Below are 14,168 nucleotides of genomic sequence, written 5' to 3'. Positions count from 1 at the left end.
CCATGCACTGGCGGCTCTCCGACGACCCGCCGGAGACTCCGGGCAACGCCGGCGACGATCCCGACCCGGATGCGGGGGGTCTTCCCGAGCCCTGCGATCGCGACGAGCGGGCGGCGACAGCGGAGTTCCTGGCGAGCGTCGCCAGTGCCGACCCCGACGAGGATCCGCTCGCCGGCGTCGAGAACCGCGGCGGGCATCGGCTGGGCTGTGACCCGGAGGCTCCGCATGCCTGACTGCCCCGAGTGCGGGACGGCGACGGAGAAGACCGGCGCCGCGACGCCCGGCAACCAGCCCGAGCGAAAGTGTCCAGGCTGCGGCTGGGTCAACTGGGTGGCCGGACAGTGACCTGCCCCGACTGCGGCGGCGGTCGCGTCCGTCGCGACGGCGGCTGCCCGGTCTGCCCGAGCTGCGGCTGGAGCGACTGTCACGGTGGCAAAGCGTGACCGGATCGTATCAAGCCGACTGCTGGCACTGCGACGGCCCGGCGTTCACGGCCGCCGCGTCCTACTGCCCGTGGTGCGGCGCCGGTCTCGACGGCGCCGACCCAGAGCCTCGCCTCTGGAACACGATCCAGCGCGAGGGCCTCGACGCCAACCCGTGGGACCCCTCTTTCGTCTTTCAGGAGGGCGTGACTCACCTGGGCACTGGCAAGGCCGCGAAGACCACCGATGCAATCCGTCAGCAGATGCGCGAAGAGGTCGCCGCATCGGTCGGCTGCGATCCCGCCGACGTGGCGCTCGTGAGCAAGCCGTTCGCTGACGCGGTCGACGAGCTGCCCGACGGCGTGAGTACGGTCTCGATCGAGGAGGTGCGTGGACAGTGAGCCGGAGCGATCACGACCTGACGCCGCGCGAGGCGCGGGACCGGTTCATCGCCCGGCGCAAGGGCGAGAACACCGAGACGACCGTCCGCTCCTATCAGAACCGGCTGACCCGGTTCGTCGAGTGGTGCGAGGAGCAGCAGATCGAGTCCATGTCGGAGCTGTCCGGCTGGGATCTCGACGAGTACCGTGCCGCTCGCGAGCAGTCCGGCGTCTCGGCCGCGACGCTCCGCGGGCAACTCATGGCGCTGAAGCAGCTCCTCGACTACCTCGATGACCTCGACGTCGTGGCCGACGATCTCGGCGAGAAGGTCCAGATCCCGACGCTCTCGAAAGACGAGGAGTCGAGCGACCAGAAGCTCGCCCACGACGACGCCGAGGAACTGCTCGGCTTCTTCCGCGAGTCCCGCGCCTGGAGGGGCCGACCCCAGCACGCAGTCCTCGAGCTCGCGTGGCACGTCGGGTGCCGAATGAGCGGGATCCGTGCGCTCGATCTCCGGGACTTCGACCCCGACGCGCAGACGCTGGAGTTCCGACACCGGCCGCCTTGGACCCGGCTGAAGAACAAGGAAGAGGGCGAGCGCGTGGTCGGGATCTCCGAGTTCGTCGTCGACGCGCTGGAGCGGTACATCGCGAGGGAGCGGATCGACAAGCGCGACGAGAAGGGCCGGGAGCCGCTGTTCTGCGCCCGGCAGGGCCGCCCGTCCGACTCGACGCTCCGCGCCTGGAGCTACACGGCGACACAGCCCTGCGTCGTCGTCAACTGCCCGCACGGGAACCGGCGGGAGTCCTGCGACTTCACCCGCCGGAACTTCGCGAGCAAGTGCCCGAGCAGTCGGGCGCTCCACGCAGTCCGAACTGGAAGCATCACCTGGCAGCTTCTCCAGGGGCTCGACATCGAGACGGTCGCCGATCGGGTGAACGCTCGCCCGGATACGATTCGGCGGCACTACTACCGAGCCGATCTCCACGAGGAGTTCGAGAAGCTGCGAGCAGACACAACGCTGAAACTTGACATCCAAGATACCGATGACCTTTCGTAACGTCCGTAATCGACGGCGAGCAGGCCCATGGGAGCAGCGAGAGCGCGTAGAACCGCGCCCTCCGACCCCATTTTCTGGCGACGAACGGACGTGAGGAGACAGAAATAGACAGAGGAGGATTTGAACCTGAGTAGTCGCAGCCCGCGCAGGCCCGAAGGGCCAAGCAGGACCGTCTACTCGTGGTTCAACATCCCTCCGACTGGTCAGGTTCTCACCGGAAACTAATCGCGACGGATGGGTCTGCCCTGCGGTAAGAGTGAACGAAGCTCGTCTCGTACTGGATGGCACGCACCAACGGGCGGCGTTCACTGGGTCTTCAATCTTTAGGTCACACCTCGCTCGTGATCCCGCGCTCGGCCCGGATCGCTCGTAGTCCAATCGAGCGCGCGCCAGATCATTTTGCGGAGAATCGACCCGGTTTCCACGGATTTCTATCGATCATTTAGATACTGTCCTTTACCGGGGCACCGAATAATCTCCCTGGTGGCCAATCTGCAGCCGATCGAGGTACCCTTCGAATTTGCTGGTACTACGGCCACAGGGGCGGTAATTCTACTCGCCGATAATTTCCAGAATGGGTCTTTTCTCGTTCTGAATTCACCCCCCTAGCTCTCCTCAACCTCAGACAATCACCCGCCGTGTCTTATCTTTCAGAAAATATATCCATCCATGTTTCTTCGATGGGATACTGACCTGGATCATAGGTTCGTAAATCCGCTGTATCTGGCTGGAAAGGCCCCCTACGTATGCGTGTGACCAGTGTGGAGCCGGTTTACCACTATGGGGTGGCTACCATGGCCGATGGTTTTATTATCGAATAGTTAGATGACTAGTCTGGAATGCGTATCCGACAACTATTCACAGACGACGACGCGGTATCACCGGTCATCGGGGTTATACTGATGGTCGCGATCACGGTCATCCTGGCAGCGGTAATCGGTGCTTTCGTACTCGGCTTCGGTGGGAGCCAATCAAGTGCTCCTTCGGCGAGCTTCGACGTCCAAGAGACTAGTGGCAACACACAATTTACATTCGATAGCGGGAATGAGATTGATCCATCAAATCTGTATTGTTCGGGCGCCGATAACCCCATTAGCGATTACAGTTCAGGTACTCCCAGTAGCACTGACGTTACCGATAAATCCATTTCAGGAACTGAAATGTCCGCAGGCGATACAGTGACTTGCGGTTCAGCTGATTCCTTAGTATGGGATGACGGGGATACCTCTTCAACCATCGCGGAGCTCGAATCCTAAACAATGATGATGGAACAGATTGTCACAGACGACGACGCGGTATCGCCGGTCATCGGTGTCATCCTGATGGTCGCGATTACGGTCATCCTGGCAGCGGTAATCGGCGCCTTCGTGCTCGGCTTCGGTGGCGGCGGCCCGTCCGCGCCCACAGCGAGCTGGGGGTCGACTGAGGAAGTTGACTCAAGCAGCAATTTGGTGGTTACTTTCGAAGCGAATAGTGTTAGCGAGGAATTTGATTCCGGGACGCTGAAGGTGTCAGGACCAGGGGTTGACGCTGGTGATATTTCCACTGGAACACAGATTGGCGCCGGTACGACAATCACGGTTACATTCGACAGTACTGGGGCGGACGGTGCAACCTCCGGTGATGAGATCGAGCTAATTTGGTCGGAGGAAGGCAGTTCATCGACGCTCTATACTCATACTGTAGGAGAAGATCCCTCGAGTAACGAGTGGACCAGCGGTGCAGCTAGCATCTAAACTGGTACATCTTCTCTTTCTCGCGTAATGTTCTCGGTGCTCTCAAATTGTACAAGGGCTTCAGGATGCTGAGCTAACCTTAACTCAGTCTCTTTTCACACCCAGCAACCGGTCAAGTTTAGATAGTATTCTAACTGGGATACATCTGGTCAGCACAGCGGTAGAAAGCCTCGGCCGCTGGCCTCCCGCAACTCGTTGCACGCTTCGGCCGCTTCGCGGCCTGCAGCGCTTACTTCGTCGGGGGTCGGCCAGAGCCATCGTCATTTAAGTCCGCGGGTTGGCAGTTTTTGCGGCTGCCTATCGAACGTATTTCTCCAGTAAAACTACACTCGATCCAGCAATCTCCTCAATGCCTATAACGAACCCACCACGTTCCAGATACATGGCCGTCATCCAAGCGCAAGAGATATCCAAATGCTACGGCACCCTCATGGCGCTCAATCGCGTCGATCTCACGGTCGAGGAGGGAGAGATCTTCGGCTTCCTCGGTCCGAACGGCGCGGTAAAGTCGACGATGATCAACGTCTTTCTAGACTTCGTCGTGTTGATCCTCTTCCGGTTCCAGGACAATCCGCTGGCTACCCTCGGATTGGGCCGTCTTCGCGAAGCTCCTCGATCCGAGCTCTGCGTACGTCAATCTGCTGGGAGATGCCATCGGCTCCGACCTTGTTGCTCCCAGTGGGCACTTCGGCGCCCTCTGGTTTACGGAGCCGCCGATGGCGGGTTTGGTGCTCCTCGGCTGGATCGTCATTCCCCTGCTACTCGGCTATCGGGAGTTCGCTTCCTCGGATCTCTGAACGAAGCTTCTTAGAAGATTCTCGACAGCGCCTCTACGCATAGAGACCATGCGGATTCACGGAATGTACGGCAGCTTCGTTCAGTACGGGAACTCCATTCCGTTCGTTCAGAGCGAACGATAGTGAGGGCCGGAACGCGCGGCTGGATTCCAATCACGGTACGCAATGGACTGCGGTCGCGGAGAAGAGCAGTTATTGGCGCTCCTGAGGTTCAAATAGAACGACGCGGCAACTGCATCCTACCGATGTCGACCATCCGCTTTGCACGTACAAAACGGTTTAGTACCGCCGTCGCTAGCTATGGACTATGAGCCAGGGTCGCGACGATTCCGGGCAGTTCACCGAAACTGCGACCGATCAGCAACTCCTCAAGGTCTTCGACTACGAGGACGACCCGGTCCTTACGACCACGGAGGTGGCCGATGGACTCCAGCGGTTCGGGGTCCAGCTCTCTTCGGAGGCAGTTCGCCGCCGGCTCCACGAATTAGAAGACGAGGGGTCCGTCTCACGCAAGGAGTTCGGAGCGCGAGCCGTCGGCTGGTGGGCTACCGTCGCCCCCGAACTCGACCCTGCGGTTGCGGATCGGATCGATCGCCGCGAGGGCTCCAAAGAGTGGGAGACGCTGTAATCGTCCCAATCGATGCCGCAGGTGCTGTTACATCCTGACGTCGAGAAGCGGTTGCAGTCCCTCCCGAACGACGTCGAGGACCGGATCCGATCGAAGCTTCGGGCTGCAGGAACCGATCCCGAGCGCATGTGTAAGCCGTTGAAAGGCCGGGACGAATACTCCGTCCGTATCGGGAAGCGACGGGCGATCGTCGACTGGGATCGGTCGGCCGACGAACTCCGCGTACTCGATGTCGACACTCGAGATACCGTCTACGACTGAGGTCGATCGGACTGTAGTAGACCGTTCGCCTCAGCAAGCAGTACTGTCCTCCTGATCTTCGTTACTCGAACCCAGCCGACGGCTGATCGTCCTCACTCGACGACTGATGTTCTTGCGCTGCTCGCCAAAGGAACGCAGCTGAGGAGCACATCCACTACCAACCCAAAAGACACAGTCCGGGGTCTACGGTCGGGTAGTCGATGCTGATCTTCCTCTTGCTAGCCATTTATAGTTGGTAGAACGTCGACTTCCCATGCATTCAGGTCCTTCAGCTGAATTTTACGTCAACTGCTCACTCCATCTGAATTTGCAACGTAATGGTGTCTTAGGAAAGTGGGACAACCTACCCGAGACGGTACATCTCGATGGATGTACTCCGTGAATGCACGGACAGAAACACTGCTTAAAGCCTATAACAAATCAAGGAAGCCTAGGTACATGGCCGCCATTCAGGCACGCGAGGTTTCCAAGCGCTACGGCACTCTCACAGCGCTCGATCGCGTCGACCTCACGGTCGAGGAGGGCGAGATTTTCGGCTTCCTCGGTCCGAACGGCGCGGGCAAGTCGACGATGATCAACGTCTTTCTCGACTTCGTCCGACCGAACACCGGGCAGGTCGAGATCTTCGGGCACGACTGCCAGCGCGCGAGTGTCGCTGCGCGAGAGCGCATGGGCGTGCTCCCTGAGGGCTACGAGTTGTACGACCGGCTCACCGGACGACAGCACGTGCTCTTCGCGATGGAGAGCAAGGACGCTGGCGGTGAGCCGATGGAAATCTTGGAACGCGTCGGTATCGAGGATGCCGCGGATCGGAAGGCCGGTGGCTACTCGAAGGGGATGGCCCAGCGGCTCGTCCTCGGGATGGCGCTCGTGGGTGAGCCGGATCTGCTGATCCTCGACGAGCCGACGACGGGGCTGGACCCCCGCGGTGCGCGTGCGATGCGCGAGATCATCCGCGAGGAGAACGAACGCGGCACGACGATCTTCTTCTCGAGCCACATTCTCGAGCAGGTCGAGGCCGTGTGTGATCGGGTCGGGATCCTCCACGACGGCGAATTGGCAGCGATCGACACGATCGACGGCCTCCGTCAGTCCGTCGGCGGCGGAACGAAACTCCTGATCACCGTCGACGATATCGAACGCGTCGAGGTCGGACGGATCGAGGCGATCGCGGGCGTCGAGTCCGCGTGGATCGAGTCCGAGCCGAGTCAGATCGTCGTCACCTGCTCGAACGACGCGAAGATGGACGTGCTCGTGGGCCTCGACGATGTCGGCGTGGACGTGCTGAACTTCGAGACCGAGGAGCCCTCCCTCGAGGACCTCTTCGTCGAGTACACCGGAGGGGGCGAGTGATGACGTGGCGGACGATCGCCAAGAAGGACGCACGGGCGGTGCTGGACTCCCGAACGTTCCGGTGGTTTCTCGGTATCGTGGCGATCGCGTTCGTGTTCGGCGGGTACATGCTGCCGCTGAGTGTCGAGGCGCCGACGACCAGCGACCTGCCGAGCTCGATGGTGGATGCCGTGACGCTTCTCCTGCCCCTGCTCGGTATCATGCTGGGCTACAAGGCGATCGTGGGCGAGCGCACGTCGGGACGCCTGAATCTGCTGCTCTCCCTACCACACAGCCGCCGCGACGTGGTGGTCGGGAAGCTGGTCGGCCGTGGCGGGCTGCTCGCAGTCGCGGTCTCGGTGGGAATCGTCCTCGGCGCGTTGCTCGTGTACTATCCCTTCGGCACGCTGGAGCCCCTTGTGCTGGCGTCCTATCTCCTCGTCACGGTTTGCTTCGGACTCGCATTCGTGGGAATCGCGCTGGCGATATCCACGCTGACGACGTCGGAACACCTCGCGACGGCCGGCGCCTTCGGCACGTTCTTCGTGCTGGTCGTGGTCTGGCCACAGCTCCAGCCGCTGTTCAGCGTCGCTCTGGAGCGGGTCGGCCTCGCGAGCGGCGGGCTGCCGGAGTGGGCGCTGTTCGTCCACGGCGCAACGCCGGGACTGCTCTACGAACGGGTCGTCGAGGGATTCTACGGCGGCGCCTCGGACGGACCGTATCTCGGACCCGACGCCGCGTGGTACCTCGGCGAGTGGGTCGCCCTGGCCCTGCTCATCGCATGGGCGATCGTCCCGATCACGCTCGGCTACCTGCGGTTCCAGTCCACCGACCTATGAACGGATCACGTCACACGTCATGGATCGACGATCGGCGCGGTGGTCGACTGAGCGAGCGTTTCACTGGAACGATGTGTTTCATTGGTGTGGAGCATTCCACAATTACGGACCCTGATACTCGATCGGCAAGAGGGGGTGACTCCTCGTGAGCTGGCAGGCGATCGCCCGCAAGGACGTACGGGACGCCGCGCGGGCCAAGAGCGTCTGGCTCCTCTCCGGGGTCTTTCTGGTCTTTTTCCTCGGACTGACCTATTTCGTTCCACGGCTCGGTGACGCTGAGTTCGATACGTTCCTGGCACTCAGCGGTGAGGTCCTCGGACTCTTCCTCCCGCTCGTCGGCATCGTACTCGGGTACAAGGCGGTGATCACGGAGCGCGAGTCCGGGAGCATCTCGTTGCTCCTATCTCTGCCCCACAGCCGTCGGGACGTCGCGATCGGCAAGTTCGTCGGGCGTTCGATCGTGCTCGCCGTCCCGACCGCCATCGGCCTCGCCGTCGCAGCGCCACTGGTGGCGATCCGCTACGGATCGTTTGCGCCGCTCCAATATCTGGGGTTCTCGCTGCTCACGATACTCTACGGACTTGTCTTCGTCGGCATCGCGATCGGGCTCTCGATGGCGACGACGGCTTCTCGCCGGGTGACTGCAGGGGCGTTCGGTGCCTACGTCGTCCTCGTGATGTTCTGGCTCACGCTCGTCAATCTCCTCGTGCTGGTGCTCTTCCGGTTCCAGGGAACGCCACTCGAGGATCCGCCCGACTGGGCCGTGTTCGCGAAACTTCTCGATCCGAGTACAGCGTACGTGTATCTGCTGGGCGACGGTCTCGGCTCCGGGGTCATCTCTCCCGTTGCGCAGTTCGGCTCAGAGTGGTTTACCGCGCCGCCGATGGCACTGGCCGTGATGCTGGGTTGGATCGTCGTTCCGATGGTGCTGGGGTATCGGGAGTTCGCACGGTCGGATCTGTAGGCAAATCTGGCCCTGGTCACAGGTACCGTCGTTGCGCCCACCGTCCACCGGTCTGGTGTCGCTTCTTCCCCGTGGTCCCGCAGCCTGCCCTCGCAGACTTCGACGCTTCCGCGGCCTTACTCGAACCCAGCGGCTGGCTGATCGTCGTCACTCGTATCGGACGCGGTCTGCCCCGCACCGCCGAACGGAATTCCACCGAGCAGCGCAGCGACCACGAGAATCGATGCCGACAAAACCACGAAGTCACCGCTGGGATCGTAGCCGGCCAGTCCCGCTCCCGTCGAGACGACGAAGACGGTTACGTAGAACGCCACGATTGCGAGGCCGATCAGGACGGCGAAGGTAATCACCGTCTGTACCAGATCGCCGAGCACGTCTGTAAGTGACATCGGACTGTGCCAGAGGGGCACAGATTGTAAATCCCGGCCTCGCGCGGCGATCGGATTTATAACGATTCCACACATAGTCGTGGACGTCAGATGGCAACGACTCTCGAGTCGGTCCTGCTCGAATACTCTCAGGACAAAGTGATCGTCGTCGACGAGGCGGGGAGCCTCATCTACGCTAACGCTGCGACCCAACGGATTCTGGGGTACGATCCGGACGCGGTCGAGGGCGTGAACGTGTTCGATCTCGTGCATCCGGACGATCTCGAGGCTGCTCGCAACTGTTTCGAGTCGGTCATCGACGCGTCGGAACCACGAACCGAGACGCACAGGTACCGGTTCCAGGCCGCCGACGGCTCGTACGTCTGGATGGAGAGTCGCTTCTCGAACGTCACCGACGAGGCGCTGGGCGGCTACGTCATCAGCTCGCGGGACGTCACCGAGCAGGTCGAAGCCGAGCGAGAACGAGAAATTGCGGAGGAACGACTGTCTGAGATCGCCGGCACCGTGGGTGACGTGCTCTGGATGTTCGACGAAAGCTGGACGGAGCTACATTTCGTAAACCCTGCTTACGAGGACGTGTTCGGCGAGTCCGTCGAGACGCTCGAGGACGATCCGTCGACGTTCATCGACGCGATCCATCCCGAAGATCGCGACCGCGTTCGCGAGGCGATGGCGCGGATCTCTGACGGCGAGTCCGTCGACGTCGAGTATCGGGTGAACCACGACCGAAACTACGGCCGCTGGGTGTGGGTCCAGGGCGAGCCGATCGTCGAGGACGGCGAGGTCGTCCGGATCGTCGGGTTCGCTCGCGACGTCACGGACCGACGCCGACGAGAGCGCCAGCTCGTCGTGATGGACAACCTCCTCCGCCACAATCTCCGCAACGACATGTCGGTCATCGCCGGCAACGCCGAGATGATCGTCGAAGACGGATCCGAGCCCGCCGTCGGCCGTGCCGAGATAATCCGTACGCAAGCGGCGGATCTCATCGATAGTGCCGACAAGCAACGAGAGATCATCGAACTTCTCACGTCGCCAGCGGTGCCGATCCCCCTCGACGTCACCGAGACGGTCGACGCTGCAGTCTCGAAGATCCGAGAACGGCATCCGTCGACGACTGTCGAGACGGACATCCCAGCGTCCCTGGCCGTGAGCTCCCTGAGGGAGCTCGAGCTCGCTATCGTCGAGCTGGTCGAGAACGCCATCGAGAACGCTGTGGACGACGATACAACAGTCTCCATCTCCGCGATTGCGAGCGACGACTCCGCCGAGATCACGGTTCGCGATGAGTGTCCGCCGATTCCCGAGGTCGAGCACCGCGTGCTCACTGGCGACTGGGCGATGGACGACGTCTATCACACGTCCGGCCTCGGGCTGTGGCTGGTATACTGGATCGTCGATCTCTCCGACGGCGACGTTACCTTCGCCAGTCGTGATCCCGTGGGGAACTCGATCCGGCTCCGACTCCCGCGTGCAGATACCGTGCCGGAGTAACTGGACTGCGTGTCGGTCCCCTCGGGGTTTGCCGACGGATCGGATCCACCGCCTGTGGTTTCCCTGTATCGTCCGGATCCGCCCGCTACCGAGTGGCGCCACGGTGCCCGTCCAGACTGGCGGTCGTCAGGGTTAGTACGATTCGGTCCGACTCGCCGACAATGGCAGCCCAGGCGATGCTCACGACGGTCGAGCACGTCGACGAGGAGGGTTCCTTCCTGTTCACCGTCGCCGACGACTACGGCGTGAAAGAGGAGGTCATCCTCGTCCCCTGTGAGGACGGCGTCGAAGCGTGGCACAACCGATGCACCCACGAGGATTTCCGCCTCGATCGGGGCTTCGGTGTGATCTACCGCGAGGGCGAGATCGTCTGTGCCAAACACGGCTCGACGTTCGACACCTGCTCTGGCTTTTGCGACAACGGCGACGCGAAGGACACCACGCTCCCCCACGTGGAGGTGGCGTGCGAGGACGGTGACGTCGTGCTCGTCGACGAGAACTACACCTTCCTGCACGAAGGCGGCATCGACGATGGTGACGACGGGGACGGCGGAATGCCGGGATCGACGAGCAGCATCGGCTTCTAGAGTGTCTCAGCGCAATCGTCTTCGTTTCGGTGGACAACAGCTTTGTGACGACCGTCCCTCGGAAACTCCGTGAAGCGCACGGTTGGCATGGGGCTCCTGATTCTGGCGGGCCTCCTCGCAATTTCCGGTGCGTTACTCTCGATGCTCTCGGCGCCAGGTTCGACCAGACTCCTGGACTCGCTCGGCTGGAAGGTGGTCGTCGGTGCTGGAATCGTCGCCGGAGCCTACGGGCTTTATCTGCTCGCCTCGCGCGCAATCGTCGCAACTACACCCTCCAAGTCGCGTGCGCATCGCCTGCTCACGATCGTTCGGCTCGGCATCTTCCTCGCCGCCGTCCTCGCGTTGCTCGGGTTGCTCACTCAGCGATGGCTCGGTCTCATGGTCTCCCTGAGCGTCGTCGGCTTCGCGATCACCTTCGCACTCCAACAGCCCCTCGCCTCGCTGATCGGGTGGGCGTACATCACGGTCAAACAGCCCTATCGCGTCGGCGATCGGGTTCGTATCGATGACGCGAAAGGCGACGTGATCGACGTGGACTTACTCGTCACTACGCTCTGGGAGGTCGGTGGCGAACTAATCTCGGGTAATCAGCCCTCGGGCCGGCTTGTTACAGTACCCAACAGCACTGTGTTGTCGACGCAGGTCTACAACTTCTCCTGGGACGACTTCCCGTACGTCTGGAACGAGTTGACGGTTCAGGTCGCCTACGAGACCGATCTCGAGTTCGCTCGCTCGGTGATGGTCGAGGAGGCCGACGAGTTCCTCGGCGACGAGATGGCTCGTCGCGTCGACCAGTACCGAGCGGTGCTGGCTGAGACGCCCGTCGAACTCGAGGTCCGCGAGCGCCCCTCGGTCAACGTCGTTCAACAGGAGAGCTGGGTGGAGCTTCGCTTGCGTTACCTCGTCCACCCCAAGAAGAGCCAGTCGGTCAGAAACGAACTCTACGAGCGGATCCTCGAGCGGTGCAACGACGCGCCGGATCGGGTGGCGTTCCCCGTTAGCCGGAACCGGTGAGTACGGCCGATCCCCACTCGCTCCTCCTATTCTGATCGACTGGGTGAAACTGCTATATCGTTCCATCAGGTTTCCTACCGCCCGATATCGACACTCGTTGTACCATCATTTTTTATCATTGGGGTTTCTGTGGTCGCAGTATGGATGGGGTGGAAGCGGAACGATCGGTGTCGGATCGGGTGACCAGGATGACGACGCTCCCGGTGATGCTGGAGGAAACGGCGGCGGAGTATCCCGACCGGCAGGCACAGGGGTACCAGGGCGGAATCTACGACAGATCACTCGCTTCCACGGCGATCCCGGAGCCTGCGGCGGGGGAGTACGAGACGCTGACCTACGACCAGATGCGAGACGTCGTGAGCAATCTCGCCGCTGGGTTTCGCGATCTGGGTATCGATCCCGGCGACCGGGTTGGGATCTTCGCCGACACTCGCCTGGAGTGGGCACACTCCGATTTCGCGATCATGGCGGCCGGTGGCGTGGTCACGACCGTCTACAAGAGCTCCTCGCCCGATCAGGTGGAGTACTTGCTCGAGGATCCGGGCGCGACAGGCGTCGTGGTGGAAAACGAGACGCTCCTCGAACGCGTACTCGAGATCGCCGACGGGCTGGCCCTCGAGTGGATCGTCTCGATGGAGCCACTCGACGGTGACCACGCAGAGCGCGATCACGTCTACGAACTTGGCGACATCTACGAGCGGGGACAGGAGTGTTTCGACGAGGCCAGCTACGAGGCGTGGCTCGACGAGCGCGACCCCGACGATCTCGCGAGTCTCGTCTACACGTCTGGAACGACCGGCCAGCCCAAAGGCGTCCGACTGACTCACCGGAACTTCCGTTCGAACGTCAGCCAGGTCCGCAGACGTCACGGGAAGCGATCCGACAAACACTACTCGACCCCGGTCATCGACCGGACGACGCGAACTGTCTCGTATCTCCCACTCGCCCACGTCTTCGAGCGTCTCGCCGGCCACTTCGTCATATTCGCCGTCGGTGGGACAGTCTGCTACGCCGAAAGCCCGGACACGCTAAAGGATGACTTCGCGCTGTTCGAGCCCACCAGTGCCACGAGCGTCCCCCGCGTCTACGAGAAGATGTACGACGCCATTCGCGAGGAGGCCGCCGAGTCCTCGATCAAGGAGCGGATCTTCGAGTGGGCGACGGACGTCGCCCGCGAGTACCACCAGGCAGAACGCCCCGGACTCGGTACTCGCGGCCGGTACTGGCTCGCAGACAGACTCGTGTTCTCGGACGTGCGCGATGCGCTCGGGGGCAACGTCGAGTTGCTCGTCAGCGGCGGCGGCACGCTCTCCGAAGAACTCTGCACGATCTATCACGGTATGGGGCTGCCGATCTGTGAGGGGTACGGTCTGACGGAGGCGTCGCCGGTCGTCACCGCGAACCCCGCCGAGTCGGTGAAGACCGGGACGATCGGCCCGCCGCTCGTCGACGTGGACGTCGAGATCGACACGTCGGTCGTGCTCGACGACGAGGTGACTAACGTGTTCGGCGAGACCGGCGAGTTGCTGATCGACGGGCCCAACGTGACAGACGGCTACTGGAACATGCCCAAAGAGACCGAGACGGCGTTCACCGAGGACGGCTACTTCCGGACCGGCGACATCGTGACGAAACGTCCGGATGGCTACCTCTCCTTCCACGAGCGCAGCAAGCAGATGCTCGTGCTCCGAACCGGGAAGAACGTCGCACCGGCACCGATCGAGGACGCGTTCGTCGACAGCGACGTCGTCGAACAGTCGATGGTGGTCGGTGACGACCGAAAGTACGTTGGCGCACTCCTCGTGCCGAATTTCGACGCGATCCGGCGATGGGCCGACCGCAGTGGCGTGGACCTCCCAGCGGATCCCGAGGCGGTCTGTCAGAACGACGCCGTTCGCAACCGGATCCAGACCGAGGTCGACCGGATCAACGAGCGGTTCGAGCCACACGAACAGATCGGCGATTTCCGGCTCGTTCCCTCGGAGTTCACCGAGGACAACGGGCTCATGACGCCAACCCTCAAAAAGCGCCGTGCGAAGATCGAGAGCCGGTACGACCGCCTGATCGAGGACATTTACGAAGAGGCAGACGCAGAAGCGGCAGCTCCGCGAACTGACTGACGTCGCTCGAGACGAACATCTGGCTCGGAAATCTGTGGCATTTCTCTCACAACGTGTTCCTGCGGGCTCCTTCGGCCACAGATTGCGGTTTACGGCGGGTCTTCGGAGAGGCGGTGCTCTCCCGATCGACGACGGACGGCCGCC

At 62.1% G+C, this 14,168-nt stretch carries 15 protein-coding genes and 1 pseudogene; 15 read left to right on the top strand and 1 reads right to left on the bottom strand.

Features of this window, described 5'->3' with window-relative positions; genetic code table 11:
- The first annotated feature begins 2 nt into the window (after positions 1-2).
- The 11 genes and pseudogenes from MXF70_RS12425 (at position 3) to MXF70_RS12375 (ending at position 8,420) form a co-directional block, all read left to right on the top strand.
- Entirely contained in the window at positions 3-233 is a 231-nt protein-coding gene (locus tag MXF70_RS12425) for a hypothetical protein (RefSeq protein WP_248515945.1), read from the top strand.
- A 206-nt stretch (positions 234-439) separates the two neighbouring features.
- Positions 440-823 carry a hypothetical protein gene (locus MXF70_RS12420; RefSeq protein WP_248515944.1) on the top strand — a complete coding sequence of 128 codons (384 nt, stop codon included), beginning with the start codon at positions 440-442 and terminating at the stop codon, positions 821-823.
- Complete coding sequence (locus tag MXF70_RS12415) at positions 820-1,863, top strand: tyrosine-type recombinase/integrase (RefSeq protein WP_248515943.1); 1,044 nt, start codon at positions 820-822, stop codon at positions 1,861-1,863. Before MXF70_RS12420 ends, MXF70_RS12415 begins: the two co-directional genes overlap by 4 nt.
- A gap of 839 nt (positions 1,864-2,702) precedes the next feature.
- Positions 2,703-3,119: a type IV pilin domain-containing protein gene (locus MXF70_RS12410; RefSeq protein WP_248515942.1), complete on the top strand. Its 417-nt coding sequence runs from the start codon at positions 2,703-2,705 to the stop codon at positions 3,117-3,119.
- A gap of 3 nt (positions 3,120-3,122) precedes the next feature.
- The gene (locus MXF70_RS12405; RefSeq protein WP_248515941.1) at positions 3,123-3,599 is read left to right on the top strand and encodes a type IV pilin domain-containing protein; all 477 of its coding nucleotides are present in this window, start codon (positions 3,123-3,125) and stop codon (positions 3,597-3,599) included.
- 382 nt (positions 3,600-3,981) lie between these two features.
- A pseudogene (locus MXF70_RS12400) lies at positions 3,982-4,140 on the top strand (ATP-binding cassette domain-containing protein); the annotation flags it as partial.
- A gap of 563 nt (positions 4,141-4,703) precedes the next feature.
- Positions 4,704-5,024, top strand: a complete 321-nt coding sequence (locus MXF70_RS12395; RefSeq protein WP_248515940.1) for a winged-helix domain-containing protein — start codon at positions 4,704-4,706, stop codon at positions 5,022-5,024.
- 12 nt (positions 5,025-5,036) lie between these two features.
- Positions 5,037-5,285, top strand: a complete 249-nt coding sequence (locus MXF70_RS12390; RefSeq protein WP_248515939.1) for a type II toxin-antitoxin system RelE family toxin — start codon at positions 5,037-5,039, stop codon at positions 5,283-5,285.
- Between the two features lie 438 nt (positions 5,286-5,723).
- The gene (locus MXF70_RS12385) at positions 5,724-6,638 is read left to right on the top strand and encodes an ABC transporter ATP-binding protein (RefSeq protein WP_248515938.1); all 915 of its coding nucleotides are present in this window, start codon (positions 5,724-5,726) and stop codon (positions 6,636-6,638) included.
- Positions 6,638-7,456 carry an ABC transporter permease subunit gene (locus tag MXF70_RS12380; RefSeq protein WP_248515937.1) on the top strand — a complete coding sequence of 273 codons (819 nt, stop codon included), beginning with the start codon at positions 6,638-6,640 and terminating at the stop codon, positions 7,454-7,456. Before MXF70_RS12385 ends, MXF70_RS12380 begins: the two co-directional genes overlap by 1 nt.
- A gap of 145 nt (positions 7,457-7,601) precedes the next feature.
- Positions 7,602-8,420: an ABC transporter permease gene (locus tag MXF70_RS12375; protein ID WP_248515936.1), complete on the top strand. Its 819-nt coding sequence runs from the start codon at positions 7,602-7,604 to the stop codon at positions 8,418-8,420.
- A 116-nt stretch (positions 8,421-8,536) separates the two neighbouring features.
- Here the strand turns inward: MXF70_RS12375 and MXF70_RS12370 are convergent, their stop codons facing one another.
- The gene (locus MXF70_RS12370) at positions 8,537-8,809 is read right to left on the bottom strand and encodes a hypothetical protein (protein WP_248515935.1); all 273 of its coding nucleotides are present in this window, start codon (positions 8,807-8,809) and stop codon (positions 8,537-8,539) included.
- 90 nt (positions 8,810-8,899) lie between these two features.
- On the opposite strand from MXF70_RS12370, the gene MXF70_RS12365 reads away from it, so the two are divergent.
- The 4 genes from MXF70_RS12365 to MXF70_RS12350 all read left to right on the top strand — a co-directional run bounded on the left by MXF70_RS12365 (position 8,900) and on the right by MXF70_RS12350 (position 14,024).
- On the top strand, positions 8,900-10,303 hold the full coding sequence (locus tag MXF70_RS12365; protein WP_248515934.1) for a PAS domain S-box protein: 1,404 nt from the start codon (positions 8,900-8,902) through the stop codon (positions 10,301-10,303).
- Positions 10,304-10,464: 161 nt separating this feature from the next.
- The gene (locus MXF70_RS12360) at positions 10,465-10,890 is read left to right on the top strand and encodes a Rieske (2Fe-2S) protein (protein ID WP_248515933.1); all 426 of its coding nucleotides are present in this window, start codon (positions 10,465-10,467) and stop codon (positions 10,888-10,890) included.
- A 69-nt stretch (positions 10,891-10,959) separates the two neighbouring features.
- Positions 10,960-11,904 (top strand): mechanosensitive ion channel family protein, encoded by a 945-nt coding sequence (locus MXF70_RS12355; RefSeq protein ID WP_248515932.1) that lies wholly within the window; start codon positions 10,960-10,962, stop codon positions 11,902-11,904.
- Positions 11,905-12,044: 140 nt separating this feature from the next.
- A complete protein-coding gene (locus MXF70_RS12350) occupies positions 12,045-14,024 on the top strand; it encodes an AMP-dependent synthetase/ligase (protein WP_248515931.1) in 1,980 nt (659 codons plus the stop codon).
- Positions 14,025-14,168 lie beyond the last annotated feature (144 nt).

This window comes from Salinarchaeum laminariae, from assembly GCF_023204835.1.
Classification (GTDB): domain Archaea; phylum Halobacteriota; class Halobacteria; order Halobacteriales; family Salinarchaeaceae; genus Salinarchaeum; species Salinarchaeum laminariae.
This window is presented reverse-complemented; position numbering and strand designations above follow the sequence as displayed.

What these genes read in the sequence shown, in the direction of transcription:
- MXF70_RS12425 (WP_248515945.1), top strand. Translation starts at nt 3, where the DNA reads ATGCACTGGCGGCTCTCCGACGACCCGCCGGAGACTCCGGGCAACGCC.
- MXF70_RS12410 (WP_248515942.1), top strand. Translation starts at nt 2,703, where the DNA reads ATGCGTATCCGACAACTATTCACAGACGACGACGCGGTATCACCGGTC.
- MXF70_RS12405 (WP_248515941.1), top strand. Translation starts at nt 3,123, where the DNA reads ATGATGATGGAACAGATTGTCACAGACGACGACGCGGTATCGCCGGTC.
- MXF70_RS12395 (WP_248515940.1), top strand. Translation starts at nt 4,704, where the DNA reads ATGAGCCAGGGTCGCGACGATTCCGGGCAGTTCACCGAAACTGCGACC.
- MXF70_RS12390 (WP_248515939.1), top strand. Translation starts at nt 5,037, where the DNA reads ATGCCGCAGGTGCTGTTACATCCTGACGTCGAGAAGCGGTTGCAGTCC.
- MXF70_RS12385 (WP_248515938.1), top strand. Translation starts at nt 5,724, where the DNA reads ATGGCCGCCATTCAGGCACGCGAGGTTTCCAAGCGCTACGGCACTCTC.
- MXF70_RS12380 (WP_248515937.1), top strand. Translation starts at nt 6,638, where the DNA reads ATGACGTGGCGGACGATCGCCAAGAAGGACGCACGGGCGGTGCTGGAC.
- MXF70_RS12370 (WP_248515935.1), bottom strand. Translation starts at nt 8,809, where the DNA reads ATGTCACTTACAGACGTGCTCGGCGATCTGGTACAGACGGTGATTACC.
- MXF70_RS12365 (WP_248515934.1), top strand. Translation starts at nt 8,900, where the DNA reads ATGGCAACGACTCTCGAGTCGGTCCTGCTCGAATACTCTCAGGACAAA.
- MXF70_RS12360 (WP_248515933.1), top strand. Translation starts at nt 10,465, where the DNA reads ATGGCAGCCCAGGCGATGCTCACGACGGTCGAGCACGTCGACGAGGAG.
- MXF70_RS12350 (WP_248515931.1), top strand. Translation starts at nt 12,045, where the DNA reads ATGGATGGGGTGGAAGCGGAACGATCGGTGTCGGATCGGGTGACCAGG.